Source organism: Bacillus sp. 03113, assembly GCF_006546985.1.
Taxonomy (GTDB): domain Bacteria; phylum Bacillota; class Bacilli; order Bacillales; family Cytobacillaceae; genus VATK01.
The window spans coordinates 39,847-55,878 of record NZ_ML637008.1; the positions used below are offsets into that span (position 1 = coordinate 39,847).

The window sequence follows — 16,032 nt, forward strand, 5'->3', positions numbered from 1 at the left end:
TTACTCATGAGGGGGGATGTAGCTTTGAGAACTTGGCGTGTTGGAACATTTTCAATGGGAACTTCACTATTAATCCTCGGAGTGTTTCTTCTGCTTACTCAATTATTTAAGCTGGATGTATCAAATGTAATGCTGTCCTGGTGGCCCATTATTTTAGTCGTACTTGGAGCTGAAATATTAGTTTTTTTGTTCCAGTCAAAACAAGAGAAACCATTTATCAAATATGATTTTTTAAGCATATTTTTTATTGGAATATTAGGTACAGCTGGAATTGGCTTTTCTATATTAAGCTCCATAGGCATAATGGATAAAATTGATCAACAATTAACTAGAGAAGAGAGAACAATGGATTTACCAGCATTTAATCAGCCTGTAGACGAGAACATCAAGCGAGTTGTTCTTCAGACCAAGCGCGACTCCATAACAGTGGAAGGGACAGGATCAAATGATGTTTCGATATTTGGAACATACAGAATGCTTGCGAATAAAAATGACAAAAACATGACAAAAGCAGAGGATTATGTTTCTACTTTTATAAAGGGGGATACCCTTTATGTAAGTGTAAAGGAACTGCCTGAGGATACTGGACCATTTGAAAGATATGCATCTTTATCAGCAACGATTTTAATACCTAATGATGTTAAAATGGAAATAGAAGGAAATGGAAATGACATTACATTAAAACCCCGAACACTGCTAAGTAACTGGCGTATAGACAACTCTTCTACGGTCTCTTTGGATCTCTATGAATCAGAAAATATCCAAGTAGCTGCTTTAGGGGTCCAGGGATTCAACGGACAGGAAGAGAAGTGGAGCATTCAAGAGGAAAAGAACGAAGGAGACGATGAACAAATGAAGGATCCTTCATTGATTCGAAGGAATGGAACCCTGCAAAAAGGGGATGGTTCGAATCGGATTGACATTACAAATAGTGCCTATATTAACTTGAAGCAATAAAAAATAATTCTTAGCCTTTACAGGTTGAGGATTATTTTTCGTGAAAAATTGCCTTAATCCAAAGTTTTCGATATGATGTTAAATGGTAGAGTTAACGATCGTGTACATTCCATTATATATTTGATAAGTAGGATGATGAGTATGAAACGTGCAAGAATAATATATAATCCGACCTCTGGAAGAGAGATGTTTAAAAAATATTTGCCAGAGGTATTGCAAAAGCTTGAAATAGCTGGCTATGAAACATCTTGCCATGCGACTACAGGAGCTGGTGACGCTACAAGTGCGGCAAGAATAGCAGTGGATCGCCGTTATGATCTTGTTGTGGCCGCTGGTGGTGATGGCACCATTAATGAGGTTGTAAATGGCTTAGCGGAACAGGAATATCGACCAAGGCTAGGAATTATTCCTGTGGGAACGACGAATGATTTTGCAAGAGCACTACATATTCCTCGAGATGTATTAGCTGCTGCTGATATTATTACAAAGGGCGATACCATTCCAGTGGATATTGGTCGAATGAATGATAAATACTTTATTAACATTAGCGGTGGCGGTCGATTAACAGAGCTCACCTATGAAGTGCCAAGTAAATTAAAGACGATGATCGGTCAATTAGCTTATTATTTAAAAGGGATTGAAATGCTGCCTTCACTTAATGCTACTCAAGTATCGATAGAATACGATGGCAAAATATTTGAAGGAGAAGTCATGCTTTTTCTGATTGGACTGACAAATTCTATTGGCGGGTTTGAGAAGCTTGCTCCTAACTCTTCGATTAATGACGGTCTGTTTTCTCTTCTAATTTTAAAAAAGACAAATCTAGCTGATTTTATTCGAATCGCCACTTTAGCGATTCGCGGTGAACATATCAATGATCCGAATGTTATTTATACAAATGCCAATCGAATTAAAATTCATTCAAACGAAAAGGTACAATTAAATTTAGATGGTGAGTTTGGTGGTTTATTGCCAGCTGAGTTTGAAAATTTATATCGTCACCTAGATGTCTTTGTACCAATTGACCAAATTCGTGAAGAAGATAAGCCAGATTACATTACAAGATAAAAAAACTCGTTCCCTTGTTGGAGCGAGTTTTTTACATGATGAAAGGAAATTTTTTTATCGATCAAGCGTTAGTACAGGGATCTAACCACGATATCTGAAAAAAAGAATTTCCTACGCAATTACATCTTTTTATGACAAAACATGTAATTTTTTGGAATTCTTAAGTATTTTAAGCGTTTTTTAAAAATTGATCTGTAAAGTGTAAGTTAATCAGATATTAGAATGGAAAATCTGAACATTTTCCTCAAGGAGGTCAATTTTTTATGGCTCAAATGAATAAAAAAATGATTACTTTATGTACAGCTGCGATTGGAGCTATCTATGTTACAGGGATAGCAGCAGCAGATACAATTGCTGTGCAGGCTCCACAATCGACAAAAGAATTTCAACTCGGGCAAGGGGCAACAAAAAAAGCGTATACGTATAAGGATGGAACCTACACAGGGGTGGGAGAGAATCGCATTGGAGCGGTCGAGGTGGCTGTATCCATTAAAAGCGATGTCATAACATCTGTAGAAATTACCAATAGCACGACAAGCTATTCTGTATCATATATCCAACATCTTCCCAACGAAGTGCTAGTACGGCAAAGCTCAGATGTTGATGTTGTCAGTGGAGCTACACTTAGCACGGAGGATTTTCAAAACGCTGTAGATGATGCCCTGCAGCAAGCTAAGCAAGCGTAGCAAAGGAGCGGAAACGATGCCAAAAGTAAATGTCATAAAAGTCGCTTTAGCAATGGATACGATCATCCAAATTAAAACGGCTTCTTCTACTAATACTCAAGCTGAGCTGGAAGAAAAAGTGGATCAAGCCCTCAACATTTTTTATCAAGTGGAACACATTTGCAGTCGTTTTAATCCACAAAGTGAACTTATGCAGCTTGTACATAAAGTAGGTGAAGCTGTTCCAGTTAGTCCAATTCTATTTGAAATCACTCAGTTTGCAGTACAGATAGCAGAACGTACAGATGGTGTCTTCGATCCAACCGTTGGGAAAACACTAGAGGATATAGGCTTTAATCGTGAGTATGCATCTAGGAAAAAGCACTCTACAGCGATTATCAAAAGGTCTGATGTAAGCCATAAGGATATTTACTGTGATAGAACCCATCATACGATCACACTAAAAAAACCACTTGTTCTCGATTTTGGAGCTATAGCTAAAGGAGCAGCGATTGATTTAGCAGCTCGAGAGTTGGAGGATATTGAAGGTTTTGTGATCGATGCTGGAGGGGACTTATATGTAAAAGGTCTCAATGAAAAAGGGGAACATTGGGAAATAGGAATTCGGCATCCCTTAGAGAAGGATAAAATCATTGCTAAAATAAAAGGCACTAATGTTTCTATTTGTACATCTGGCAGCTATGAAAGATATAAAGAAAATCGTGCCAATCATCATCTTATACATGCTAAAACAGGAAATGCGCAAAACGAAATCATCAGCTGCACGGCTATTGCTCCATATGCGATGCTCGCTGATGCTTTTTCTACATCAGCCTTTTTACTTGGACCAGTGAAAGGAATTGCTTTTTTGGAAGAAGAGGGAGTGGAAGGGATCTTAATATCACCAGAATTAACCATGCATACGACAAAAGGAATAGGAGGTTTTTCCATTGAGTACTTATAATGGTGGACCAAGCCGAATGGAAAAGCATCATCCAGATAATACGGGTATAGAAGGAGCTTCAGCTTATTTAGTCAGTCGAGTTCAAAAATTAATTAAAGCCCCAAAAAAATTATTAATAGCGATTCTTTTTTTATTGATGGCAATTGGGTCCATAAATGATCCAGCTTTTTTAGGAGCAAAATCAACAGGTGTTTCTATTCTATCTGCTGTCCTTACTGAATATTTAGTAAAAAAATTAACTAATCAGAAATGGCGCTTTCCTGATGGAGCAATTGTGACAGGGATGATTATCGCCCTTGTTTTAAGTGCAGCTACACCTTTTTATATTACGATTATTACTTCTGTTGTCGCCATTCTTTCAAAGTTTTTATTAAAATATAATAAAAAAGCGATTTTTAATCCTGCAGCCTTTGGGTTGTTGACAACAGCTGTGATCTTTTCTAATGGACAAAGCTGGTGGGGAGGATTATCGTTATTTCCAGCCTGGTGCATGCTCTTTGTTGCGGTTGGAGGGTATTGGATAACGAATAAAGTGAACAAGTTCCCACAGGTATTTACCTTTTTATGCACCATTTTTCTAATCCTTTTAGGGCTTGTATTGCTTAGAAATCCTTCCGCTGCATATTTGTATCAAATCCCTTATATTAATTCTATTTTATTTTTAGCTTTCTTCATGGTAACGGATCCACCTACATCACCGGCTAAATATAAGGACCAAATTTGGTTTGGAATCATTGCAGCAATAGTTAGTCTAGTACATTTCCTTTTATTCGGAGGCGTTACCTTCTTATTAACAGGCCTGCTTGCTGCGAATGGATGGAAAGCATGGAAGCTGAATAAGAAAAGAAGATTAGCGAGTTAAAAGACAGCTCAAAGATCCTTCAACTCAATCAATGAAGTGAATTGACAGGATGGAAAATTAATCATATTATAGAATTAATTATGAAAGAAAGGTTAGGTACCGTATACGATGAAGCAGTAATCCTATTTTATAGACATTTTTAAAATTAAATTTTAAAAATAGTTCGTCTAGGTAGGATTAGTCTGTTCATTTTAGGTACAACATTTCTTTATATCAAATTTAAACGACCCTTCTTTTAAGAATAAAGGGAAGTTTGTTTATGTGTGCCTATATTACAACTAATCCTCTCTAGAATTCTAGGGAGGTTTTTTTATGTTATTGTTAGAAGCAAATAAAATTGAAAAAAGCTATGGAGATCGTTTAGTGATAAAGGTTGAACAGCTTCGAGTGTATCATGGTGATCGCATAGGCATCGTTGGCAAGAATGGGGAAGGAAAATCCACTTTATTGAAAATGCTCGTGAATGAACTTGAGCCTGATCAGGGGACTGTCCAATTATTTGGTCCGGTTACATTTATACCGCAGCTTGAAATACTTGAAATGGATGAAATAGGTACAAAGGAAAGAAATCATTGGGGGGTTCCCTTAGAAAAAGGTGACTTACTTAGTGGGGGAGAAGTAACGAGAAAGAAAATTGCCACCGCTTTTTCGTCAGATGCAATGCTCATTTTTGCGGATGAACCAACAAGTCATTTGGATGTTCAAGGGATAGAGCAATTCGAAAAAGAAGTGAAGGAGTTTGATGGTGGAATTGTGATCATCTCCCATGATCAAGAGCTATTAAATCAAGTTTGTAAGACTATTTGGGAAGTCGATAATGGAGCATTGACGATTTTTGAAGGAAACTACAGTGATTATTTAGCTCAAAAGCAGCAGATGAAAGAAAGGCAGCTTTATGAATATGAACAATATATAAAAGAAAAGCAGCGTCTAGAACAGGCTGCAATCGAAAGGAGTCAAAAATCAAAGTCTTTAAAAAAGACTCCAAGTAGAATGGGAAACTCAGAAGCAAGGCTGCATAAAAGAAGCGTTGGTAAACAGAAAGCAAAATTAGATAAAGGAGTAAAGGCCATACAATCTAGAATCAACCAGCTTGAAAAAAAGGAAAAACCTAAAACAGAAGCAGATATTATTTTTGACCTCAATTTCTTCAAACAAATTCATAATAAAACAGTTCTTTCATTTCAGAATGTAAGTGCCAAAGTGAGTAATCGATTGTTATTTAGTGAATTAAATACTTCGATAAAACCAGGTTCAAAAATAGCTGTGACAGGAAAAAATGGTGTTGGAAAATCCACTTTATTAAAGATGATTTCAAGTGGACATAAGGGAATATCAATGGCGAAGCCTGTGACAATCGGTTTTTTTCATCAACAGCTAGAAAATCTAGATGAGAACAAGACCATACTAGAGAATGTGAAAGAAACAAGTAACTATGAGGAGCATTTTATTCGTACCGTTTTATCAAGGCTGCTTATTAAACGAGAAGAGATCCATAAAAAAGTTTATCAGTTAAGTGGAGGAGAAAGAGTCAAAACAGCCTTAGTAAAAGTGTTTTTAGGGGATTACAATGTTTTATTACTCGATGAGCCTACCAATTATCTGGACCTGCAAACAAAGGAAGCTCTGCAGAAGGTGTTAAAGGCTTACCCTGGAACCATTATCTTTGTTACTCATGACCGCCATTTTATTAATGAATTGGCCACTCATGTCATTGTCATTGAAAAAAATAGAGGGTGTTTAAAGGATATCGAGAAAATAGTTAAAATCGAAAAAACCATTACCAAACAAGCGGAAGAAACAGATTTACTCGTGATAGAAATGGAATTAACAGAGACAATTAGTAAATTATCTTTTGTCAGCAGCGAAGAAGAAAAACAGTTATTAGAAGAGAAATATAAGGATCTGTTAATGAAAAAGAAGCGGTTAAGAGCATAAAAAATCAATTTAAAGAAAAAAATGGTTTATCCGGAGTAATAAAAAAAGACAGGCACTTAATCAATTCTCCTAATCAAGATCGTTATAGATAATAAAGACTGTTAAAGTACCTGTCACTTAGATTAAATGGGGAGCTTTATCGTTATGGTTGTTCCTTTCGTTAGCGTACTGGCTGCACTAATGTCACCTTTGTGGGCTTGGACAATCCATTTGGCAATAGAAAGTCCAAGTCCAGTTCCTCCTTCAGATCGTGTTCTACTTTTGTCACTACGATAAAAGCGGTCAAAAATGAAGGGCAAATCCTGTTCGGAGATTCCAATTCCAGTGTCTTTGAAAATAAGAAGAATGGTATTTCCAGCCTTTTTACAAGATGCGTGAATCTCTCCCTTTTCAGGCGTGTATTTCAAGGCATTATCAAATAAGATATAGCAAAGCTGATAAATACGATCTTTATCTCCTGTAAAAGAAATGTTCTTTTCAATATCTGTATTTAATGCAATTTGTTTCATTTCTGAAATAGGTGTGATTTGCTGAGACACATGTTCAATCAATTCTCCAATAAAAAAGGTTTGCTGATGAAGAAGCTGTTGATTCGAATCTGATCTAGCTAGTGTAAGGAGATCAGCTACAAGTTTATTCATACGCTTGACTTCATGCAGGCTATTATAGATCGTTTCACTTTCTTCTTCAATGGAATGCTTTGGACGGCGAAACAATAATTCTAAATTCATTTGGAGAACAGAAAGTGGCGTGCGCAGCTCGTGTGAAGCATCTGCAACAAATTGAGTTTGCTTCTCCCAAGATAATTGAATCGGTATAAGAGAACGATTGGCTAGAAAAATGCCTGTAAAAAATGAAATGACTAAACCGAGTATACAACCTAATACAATTAAGCTTAAAAGATTATTCATTATTTCAGTTTCCGGATCAATATTGAAAACAAGTACAATGGTTTTAATTTTGGTTCCATCCAACGTACTAAGATTTAGTGGAAAGACTTGAGTAATTCTGTATGTATGCTCATGTATCTCTATTGTACATAACTCTTTTTGCTGTGTTGTTTCCGGTGTTATTTTATTGATTAATTTAGAGGAGTACTTAATATTCGGAGGATAACTCCCCATTAGCTGATTTTTTTGATCCCAAAATAAATAAACAATTCTTTTTTCTTCATCTTTGTCATGCCCCTTTTGAATTTCTGTGAAATTCTTTTTTTCTAGCTTTTGCGAAATGGAAACAAGCTCCTCATCCACTCCAGTAATAATTTTTTGATGCATATATAAGTACAAGGTGATCCCAAAGGCGACTAAAATGAAGAAGAAGACGATTGTATTTAAGAAAACTAAACGAATTCTAGTTTTTCGGAACATTTTCTGGATCTCCTTGAAGCATAAATCCGATTCCTCGAACGGTTTTAATATAATGCTCACATTGATACTTGCTTAATTTTTTTCGTAGATGGTGTACGAATACATCGACTACTCCAACTCCGGCATCCGATGAAAATCCCCAAATTCGATTAAAAATCTGATCTCGAATAAGGATTTGTTCCTTATTTCTTAATAAATATTCTAGGAGCTGAAATTCCTTCACTGTCAAACTCAATAAATGCTCCCCGGCATACCCAGTATGGTTAATGGGATTAATTTTAAGTGGGCCATAAGAAAGAAATCCTTCTTCATCTATATTTCTTTGCCGAAGCAATACTCGTAATCTTGCCAATAATTCAGGAGTGGCAAATGGTTTGATAAGATAATCATTTGCTCCATAATCAAGTCCCTTGACTCTGTCTTCTATGCTATCCTTTGCTGTTAGGAATAAGACAGGGGTTTGAATAGAGTCTCCTCTTAAACTTTTTAAAAGAGAAAAACCGTCTATTTCAGGAAGCATAACATCTAAAATAATGGCATCAAAAATATTTTGCTTTGCTAATAGTAATCCTTCTTTTCCGTTTAAAGAGGACTCTACTATGTATCCTTCCTCCTCTAATAAGCTGACAATTCCTTCTAAAAGAGGTTTTTCATCCTCAACGATTAAAATGTTCAACATTATTCCTCCAGCTTGTACATTTTCTCTTAAGCTAAAAATGGATAATTTCGGATAGTTCTATTGTTAATGATACTCGTTTTATTTTAAAATTTCATTAACTTAAGGGGCAGGTAATTTTTTGAAAGTAGGTGATGAGGGTGGAAAAAGTTATATTTAGCAATTCAAGAGGGTTAAAATTGGTAGGACATTTATATGCAGTAGGGTCAGATACCGTCATTATTATGTGTCATGGCTTTTTGTCTAACAAAGATTCGAAAGGTAGATTTCCAAGATTAGCTGCTGCTTTTAATGCTTCAGGCTTTGATGCATTAGCGTTTGACTTCAGCGGATGTGGGGAAAGCGAGGATGAACGGTTAACTGTTGCAAAGGAAGCAGATGATTTGCAAGCTGCCATTTCTTTTATGAAGAGCAAGGGGTATAGAAAAATTGCTTTGTATGGTCATAGCTTAGGTACTTTAATTTGTTTAAAATGCTATTCTCCATTGATTTCAACTATCGCCATTTCTGGTGCTGCAACTGAATCAATGAGCTATAATTGGAATGAATTTTTTTCAAAAGAGCAAATAAAAGAGCTGCATGAAACGGGATACATTACACAATATACTTCAAATCCGGAAAGAGGAAAAATCGTGATCGATCAACAAATGCTTTTAGATTTTGAACAGGTGAATCAAAAAGAACTATTAAAAGATGTTTCTTGTCCCGTGTTGATCATTCATGGAAATCAAGACGAAGAAGAGCTTTTCCTTTATGAAAAATCTAAAAGAGCTATGTCTTTGCTATCATGCGAATCAAAATTGGAAATAATTGAAGGAGCTACTCATAGCTTTCTAGAACATTATGAGCAATTAATTGATCTTGTAACGAAATGGTTTGAGGAACACTTAAATGTAGGAAAAAAGGAAAAACATTAGAGGAAGAAGATAAAAACACGAATGATTGGATGGCTCATTTTAACAAGTATTCTTGCAAAATGAGCCAACATTTATTTAAACCTTATTAAAATTTCTTAAATGCTAAAACGGCATTATGGCCGCCAAATCCAAATCCATTTGAGAGTGCATAGTTTATCGTTGTTTTTACCGCTTGATTTGGCACATAATCCAAATCACATTCTTCATCTGGATTTTCTAAATTGATCGTAGGAGGAGCGATATCCTCCATGATGCTTTTAAGTGTGATAATAGCCTCAATTCCACCTGCTGCACCAAAGAGGTGTCCAGTCATGGATTTGGTTGAGCTAACCTTTAGATGATAAGCGTGAGAACCAAATGTATTTTTTATTGCCTTTGTTTCTGATTTATCTCCTTCAGGAGTACTCGTTCCATGTGCGTTAATATAATCTATATCAGAAGGATGGATTTGGGCCATTTCCAATGCTCGTTTCATTGCATTTGCTGCTCCTTGAGGATCTGGAGACGTAATATGAAAAGCATCTGTTGTTGAACCGTAGCCAATAATCTCACCTAAAATAGTTGCCCCTCTATTCTTAGCATGTTCATATTCCTCGAGTAATAAAACACCTGCTCCTTCTGACATCACAAACCCGTCTCGTCCACTGTCAAAAGGGCGACTCGCTTTTTCTGGGTTATCATTATTAGTAGACATAGCTCTCATTCTTGAGAAGCCAGCGAAAGCTAAAGGATTGATAGTAGCTTCAGCACCTCCAGCGAGAATTGCATCAGAGTAACCGTGTAAAATATTTAAAAAAGCTTCACCAATGGCTTGATTTCCTGTTGCACAAGCCGACACAGGAGAAAAGCTAGGGCCTCTAAAGCCTGTTTTAATGGCAATAATCCCGCCTGCCATATTGCTAATCATCATCGGAACCATAAAGGGTGATACTCTTCTTGCCCCTTTTTCCAATAAGAGCTTGTGATTTTCTAAAGTTGTAGTTATCCCGCCAATTCCAGATCCAATATAAACACCATATCGTTCTTTGTTTTGTGAATCTAAATCCAGCTTTGATTGATCTAAAGCTTGTTTAGCAGCTGCATATGCATATTGTATAAATAAATCATACTTTCCAAGCTCTTTTTTATCGAAATATTCTTCGGCAGGAAAATCGTTAATAAAACCAGCAATTTGTGTTTGGATATCTTGAAAGCCGTCAGCTTGAATTTTTTTAATGCCAGACTTACCTTCACTGATATTTTTCCATAGTGCATCTACATCATTTCCCAAAGGTGATACCACACCATATCCTGTTACGACAACTCTACGTCCCATTGTATATGCTCCTTTTGACTGATTAATCAATTTTTTAAAGCGGTTTTCATTTGTTCTAATACGCTTGAAAAAAATTCATCTCCTAATACACGTCGATACTGTAGTGCCCCCTTCGTGCTGGATATGAGAAGAATAGCTAATTCATGACTATTTTTGGATGGATGAAGAGCACCCTCCTTCTTTGCTTCATCAAGAAGCTTCACGATAAAATCTATTTCCATTTGACTTAATTCCTGTATTCTCTCTTGCATAGAATTAGGCAAGAAATTAAAATCTCCCTGTAAGGCAGAAAGAGGGCATATTCCATTATGCCCTATATGTTTAACCCTTCTTAAAATAAATTCCAAGGGCTTATCTTCTAATTTCATTGCTGCTTGTTCTATTTCTAACAAAGATTTTTCAAGTCCTTCTTGAAGACGATCACAAACGGCAATCCCTAAATCTCCTTTCTTTTCATAGTGATAATGAATACTTGCTTTTGTTACCCCTAACTCTTTTGCTAAATCATCGTAGCTAAAAGATAGGTAGCCCTTTTCCTGAATATGCTTCAATGTTAATTCAATTATTTGTGTTTTTCTATTTTTCATTTTTTTATATTAACTTACTAGTAAGTAAGTGTCAAACTTGATAGGTGGATTTTTCTTCGCATTAAAAAACATGATTGGACTGAAAATGGGAACCCTAAGAAAAAAGGAGGAATTTCATGGCTCGAAGAAATAAATTACTTGTTCCTGAAGCACGCGCTGGCGTCGATCAATTAAAAGCAAGGATTGCGAATACGCAAGATCCAGACAAGGCAAAATTTGAGGCAGCTAAAGAAGTGGGTGTACCTTTAGATAAGGATTACAATGGTCAGCTTACCTCTAAAGAAGCAGGAAAAATTGGCGGCAACTTAGGTGGGAAAATGGTACGTGAAATGGTAAAAATGGCAGAAGAACAGCTGAAAAAATAATATCAAAGCATGGCTTAAAGGGGATATCTTCTTTAAACCATGCTTTTTTTGTAATAAAACAATTGACATTTATATTAACAAAGTTTATATTAACATTGTTAATATAAACTTTGTTAATAGGTGGTCGTAAAATGAATATTCAACATGTTATTTTAGGGTTTTTAATGGAAGCGCCGATGAGTGGATATGAAATTAAACAAGAAATGGAGGAGTCAGTTGCTTTCTTTTTCGATGCTTCATTTGGAGCAATTTATCCAGCTTTAAAAAGAATGGAAAAAGAAGAATTTATTGAAAAGAAGGTCATTCAACAGGAAGGGAAGCCGAACAAAAATCTGTACATCATTACGAGTAAAGGACAGCAAGAATTTCAGGACTATATGGATAGCCCATTAAGTCCTACCTTAATTCGGTCTGATTTATTGATTCGCATCTTTTTTGGTAAAAATACTGGCAAAGAAAATGTAGTAAATTGGCTAGAGGTTGAAAAAGAAAAGGCACAGAGTCAATGGGAGTATTTAACCAAGATTGAAGAGACGCATCCTATTATGGATCCGTTTAAAAAAATGACATTAAATTATGGATTAGCAGAAGCAAAGAATAGATTAGAGTGGATTCAAAATGAAATCGAACATTTAACCAAAGAGGAGAATGGGAAATGAAAAAACAAGGTGGAATAAAAGTTGTATTATTAATGTGTTTAGGCATTTTTGTTTGTATGCTCGATTCTACCATCATGAATATTACACTTCCTGCTATTCAGGATGATTTAAAAACAACTCTAGAAACAAGCTCGTGGATGTTAAACGTTTATACGATGACGATTGCTGTATTAGCTATTCCGATGGCCAGGTTCGCGGATATGTTTGGAAAAAATCGTTTTTACTTAGTAGGGTTATTTGTTTTTGGTCTAGGATCAGCTTTATGCGGATTAGCTGATTCAGGTTCGTTCTTAATTGCAGCAAGATTTATTCAAAGTCTCGGAGCGGCCATTTTAATTCCCCTTAGCATGGTTATTGGAGTAGCTGCAATGCCAATGGAAAAGAGAGTTCTTTCGCTTACTCTTTTAGGAGCCACACAAGGGTTAGCAACAGCATTAGGACCAACCGTTGGAGGATTGATTACGGAAAAACTTAGCTGGCATTGGGTGTTTTATGTTAACGTTCCTTTATGTTTAGCTGCAATGATTCTGTCTCTATTTTTACTTAGGATTAAAGGAGAAGCGAAGCTTCATGCAAGAATTGATTGGCTTGGGTTAGTTTTCTCAACAATGACTATTTTCCCGCTTAATTTCGTTCTTATTAAAGGGAATGAATGGGGATGGATGAGTACTTATTCGATCAGTTGTTATGTTGTTAGTGCCTTTTCGCTTGTACTGTTCTTGGTGATTGAAAATAAGGTAAAGGATCCAATGGTGAACTTAGCGCTATTTAAAGATCGCCAATTTGTGGGATCAGTTCTTACGGTTACAACAGGATTTATCTTCTTCATTGGTGTAATGGTTCTGTTACCGCAATTTTTAACGACATTCCAAGGAAAAACGGAATTGGAAGCAGCCCTTCTTTTAACACCTGCTTCAGCGGCCATCTTTATTTTTGCTAACTTTGCAGGAATGCTTGTCAAAAAAATTGGCTTCGTTATACCAATTATGATAGGTTTCAGTATTATGGGCGTGTCTTATTATTTATTACGTCATTTAACGATTGAAAGCTCGTCTTTAGACATTATTTTATTGTGCAGTCTTCTTGGTTTAGGATTTAGCTTTGTTATTTCTTCAGCTACCTTAGCGAGCACTTCTTCCTTCGAAGGAGAATTGCTAACAGCTTCGCAAAGTGTATTTTCCATGCTCCGCCAGGTGGGAGTGGTGCTAGCTGTTGCAATCTTTGTGGCTGGTTTAACCAATAACATTCATGACAAACAAAGCACTGTGGTTCATTATGCAGAAAATAAAGTCGCTCAATTAAATTTACCTGATTCAACAAAAGAAATAGTTATTAAGAAAACAAAGGAAAAACTACAATCTGAAAATAAAAAAACGGAGAAACAAGAATCATTCATCACAGAAGAACAACAAAATAAAATGATAGACAGTAACGTGAAAATAATCTTAGATCAAATGCCTTCAGAACAAAGAGAAGCAGCAAAGCCAGCTGTGTACGAAAAAGTAAAAGCAGAGGTCAATGCTGAAGTGTTAAAGCAGCAAACAGAAGTACAAGCCTATACAAAAGATGTCTCTCATTATGCAAAAAATACATTTTCAAAAAGCTTTTCTGCTCTTTATCAAGCCGGCCTTCCATTTGTATTCATCTGCTGCTTGATTGGGTTTGTATTTATAAAAAGAAGAAGTAAAAAAACTATAAAAAGTAAAGAAGTTGCCGTGTAGTAGGCACAAGGATAATTTAGCAGCTTCATTTATTAAGGTTTAAGATATAGAAAGTAATTGTAGTAAGGAGTTCGGTCTGAAAATATGAGGTTAATTACTTTACAGCAAGCGTGTATTTCTTATTAGAATTGCAGCTTGCTGTTTGTTATAATGGAATTAACTAGCATGTATGTACAAATTTATGAAAAAATAATTATCGAAAGCGATTACATAACAAAAAATTTTTGTATAATAATATATTAGACCATGTTAAAAAGGAGCATAGGTATGAAAATAGCTGAAATTTTTATACGGTGTGACAAAGAAACGATTGAAAAGATTTACAAAGGATTTCGAAATTACTAATTTATTAGAAAGGATTAGACGATATCATTTGAAGAGTCTATAATGAAATTTTGTAAGTGCTTTCAAATACGGAGGATAGCCTTTTTAATAATATGAATCATCTATAAATAACCCTTTGTACGAGGAAATCTTTACTATTTTTAAAATAAATAAAGTTTACTTTGATGGGGAAAGGCGGAATTTAGGATGGATATGTATTTGCTAATTATTACTCTAGTAGCAATCGTTATTGTTGTGTTAGGTGTATCATGGTTTAAATGGCATGCGTTTATTAGCTTAACAATCGCCAGTTTATTTTTAGCAATAATGTCCGGCTTATCTATGGAGAAAATTGTAGTTGCCTATGAAACCGGTGTTGGAGGAGTGTTAGGGCATTTAGTTGGAATATTGGCATTGGGTACTATTTTAGGGAAAATGATGGCTGATTCAGGAGCTGGCATGCAAGTAGCTGATTTCTTTGTTCGAGTTTTTGGAGAAAAGAAGCTCCCATGGGCCATGCTATTTTCTGGTTTTATCATTGGAATCCCAGTATTCTTTGAGGTTGGGATATTAATATTATTACCGTTAGTCATTTCGATTCATAAAACGACTAAACAAAATATATTGTTGATTGCACTTCCAGTTATTGCTGGATTATCAATAGTACATGGTCTCGTACCACCGCATCCAGGTGCAATGGCTGCTATTAGTATTTACGGTGCAAATCTTGGGAAAGTGCTTCTGTATTCTCTTATTATTGCTATTCCTGCCGCAATTATTGCAGGACCGTTGTTTGCTAAATGGATTTATAAACGTGTGATTCCAGAAGAAGAACCAACCTTAATTCGTGTCACAACATCATCAAAAAAATTGCCAAGTACAGGAATTTCTTTCTTTATTATTCTATTACCTGTTCTATTAATGATTTTATCGGCTGTAGCACCATTTATCCCTTTTCCTGCTGGTATTATCGTATTATTAACGTTTATAGGCAGCCCGATTATCGCTCTATTAATCTCTTGTTTTGCTGCCTTCTACTTCCTTGGAAAACGCCAAGGTATGAATAAAAAAGTCATTAAGAAATTAGTAGAAGATTGCCTATTGCCAGTTGGTTCTATCGTTCTAATCATCGGTGCTGGCGGTGGGTTTAAACAAATTCTAATTGAAAGTGGAGTAGGCACAACAATTGCTCAAATGTCTGAAAATTTATCTTTATCTCCACTCGTATTAGCCTTTTTAATCGCAGGTTTAATTCGAGTCGCAACAGGTTCTGCAACAGTAGCACTGACAACCGCAGCTGGTATCATTTCCCCAATCATTGATCACATGTCAGGTGTGAATCTTGAATTACTTGTGATCGTGACTGGAGCAGGCTCATTAATGCTTTCACATGTTAATGATGCTGGCTTTTGGATGGTAAAAGAGTATTTAGGACTAAACGTGAAAGAAACATTTAAAACATGGACCGTCTTAGAGACATTACTCTCTTTTATCGCATTCGGAGGTGCTTTGATTTTAAATGTCTTCATTTAATTCTCCATAAAAGGCATCGTGTAGCAAAAATAGAAACATAGATCCTAATTGGCAAGTGTTCAAGATATGGAATTGATGTTTTATTCTATTCAAATAGTTCTGATCATCATT

General features: G+C 35.8%; 15 protein-coding genes. 11 read left to right on the forward strand and 4 right to left on the reverse strand.

Annotated elements, in window-relative coordinates:
* Window positions 1–24 precede the first annotated feature (24 nt).
* From FDO66_RS00200 to abc-f, 6 genes are all read left to right on the forward strand, one after another.
* On the forward strand, window positions 25–957 hold the full coding sequence (locus FDO66_RS00200) for a DUF5668 domain-containing protein (protein ID WP_258535510.1): 933 nt from the start codon (window positions 25–27) through the stop codon (window positions 955–957).
* Window positions 958–1,098: 141 nt separating this feature from the next.
* Entirely contained in the window at window positions 1,099–2,025 is a 927-nt protein-coding gene (locus tag FDO66_RS00205) for a diacylglycerol kinase (protein ID WP_141430397.1), read from the forward strand.
* 263 nt (window positions 2,026–2,288) lie between these two features.
* On the forward strand, window positions 2,289–2,711 hold the full coding sequence (locus FDO66_RS00210) for an FMN-binding protein (protein ID WP_141430398.1): 423 nt from the start codon (window positions 2,289–2,291) through the stop codon (window positions 2,709–2,711).
* Between the two features lie 16 nt (window positions 2,712–2,727).
* Window positions 2,728–3,654, forward strand: a complete 927-nt coding sequence (locus FDO66_RS00215; RefSeq protein WP_141430399.1) for an FAD:protein FMN transferase — start codon at window positions 2,728–2,730, stop codon at window positions 3,652–3,654.
* Window positions 3,641–4,516, forward strand: coding sequence for an RnfABCDGE type electron transport complex subunit D (locus FDO66_RS00220; protein WP_258535511.1), 876 nt, complete (start codon window positions 3,641–3,643; stop codon window positions 4,514–4,516). The genes FDO66_RS00215 and FDO66_RS00220 overlap by 14 nt, the downstream gene beginning before the upstream one ends.
* 312 nt (window positions 4,517–4,828) lie before the next feature.
* The gene (gene abc-f / locus FDO66_RS00225; RefSeq protein ID WP_141430400.1) at window positions 4,829–6,454 is read left to right on the forward strand and encodes a ribosomal protection-like ABC-F family protein; all 1,626 of its coding nucleotides are present in this window, start codon (window positions 4,829–4,831) and stop codon (window positions 6,452–6,454) included.
* Between the two features lie 122 nt (window positions 6,455–6,576).
* On the opposite strand, the gene FDO66_RS00230 is transcribed toward abc-f, so the two are convergent.
* Both FDO66_RS00230 and FDO66_RS00235 read right to left on the reverse strand, forming a co-directional pair.
* Entirely contained in the window at window positions 6,577–7,824 is a 1,248-nt protein-coding gene (locus FDO66_RS00230; RefSeq protein ID WP_141430401.1) for a sensor histidine kinase, read from the reverse strand.
* On the reverse strand, window positions 7,808–8,500 hold the full coding sequence (locus tag FDO66_RS00235) for a response regulator transcription factor (protein WP_141430663.1): 693 nt from the start codon (window positions 8,498–8,500) through the stop codon (window positions 7,808–7,810). Before FDO66_RS00235 ends, FDO66_RS00230 begins: the two co-directional genes overlap by 17 nt.
* Window positions 8,501–8,640: 140 nt before the next feature.
* Between FDO66_RS00235 and FDO66_RS00240 the strand changes: the two genes are divergently transcribed.
* Window positions 8,641–9,417 carry an alpha/beta hydrolase gene (locus FDO66_RS00240; protein ID WP_181444389.1) on the forward strand — a complete coding sequence of 259 codons (777 nt, stop codon included), beginning with the start codon at window positions 8,641–8,643 and terminating at the stop codon, window positions 9,415–9,417.
* An 85-nt stretch (window positions 9,418–9,502) separates the two neighbouring features.
* Here FDO66_RS00240 and fabF read toward each other — a convergent pair whose 3' ends face one another.
* Window positions 9,503–10,732 (reverse strand): beta-ketoacyl-ACP synthase II, encoded by a 1,230-nt coding sequence (gene fabF / locus FDO66_RS00245; RefSeq protein WP_141430403.1) that lies wholly within the window; start codon window positions 10,730–10,732, stop codon window positions 9,503–9,505.
* Window positions 10,733–10,758: 26 nt separating this feature from the next.
* Window positions 10,759–11,319 carry a TetR/AcrR family transcriptional regulator gene (locus FDO66_RS00250; protein WP_141430404.1) on the reverse strand — a complete coding sequence of 187 codons (561 nt, stop codon included), beginning with the start codon at window positions 11,317–11,319 and terminating at the stop codon, window positions 10,759–10,761.
* Between the two features lie 116 nt (window positions 11,320–11,435).
* Here FDO66_RS00250 and FDO66_RS00255 point away from each other — a divergent pair, with 116 nt between their 5' ends.
* From FDO66_RS00255 to FDO66_RS00270, 4 genes are all read left to right on the forward strand, one after another.
* Window positions 11,436–11,684, forward strand: coding sequence for an alpha/beta-type small acid-soluble spore protein (locus tag FDO66_RS00255; RefSeq protein WP_141430405.1), 249 nt, complete (start codon window positions 11,436–11,438; stop codon window positions 11,682–11,684).
* A 131-nt stretch (window positions 11,685–11,815) separates the two neighbouring features.
* Window positions 11,816–12,343: a PadR family transcriptional regulator gene (locus FDO66_RS00260; RefSeq protein ID WP_141430406.1), complete on the forward strand. Its 528-nt coding sequence runs from the start codon at window positions 11,816–11,818 to the stop codon at window positions 12,341–12,343.
* Window positions 12,340–14,064 carry an MFS transporter gene (locus tag FDO66_RS00265; RefSeq protein ID WP_141430407.1) on the forward strand — a complete coding sequence of 575 codons (1,725 nt, stop codon included), beginning with the start codon at window positions 12,340–12,342 and terminating at the stop codon, window positions 14,062–14,064. Before FDO66_RS00260 ends, FDO66_RS00265 begins: the two co-directional genes overlap by 4 nt.
* A 531-nt stretch (window positions 14,065–14,595) precedes the next feature.
* Window positions 14,596–15,921, forward strand: coding sequence for a GntP family permease (locus FDO66_RS00270; RefSeq protein ID WP_141430408.1), 1,326 nt, complete (start codon window positions 14,596–14,598; stop codon window positions 15,919–15,921).
* Window positions 15,922–16,032: the final 111 nt, after the last annotated feature.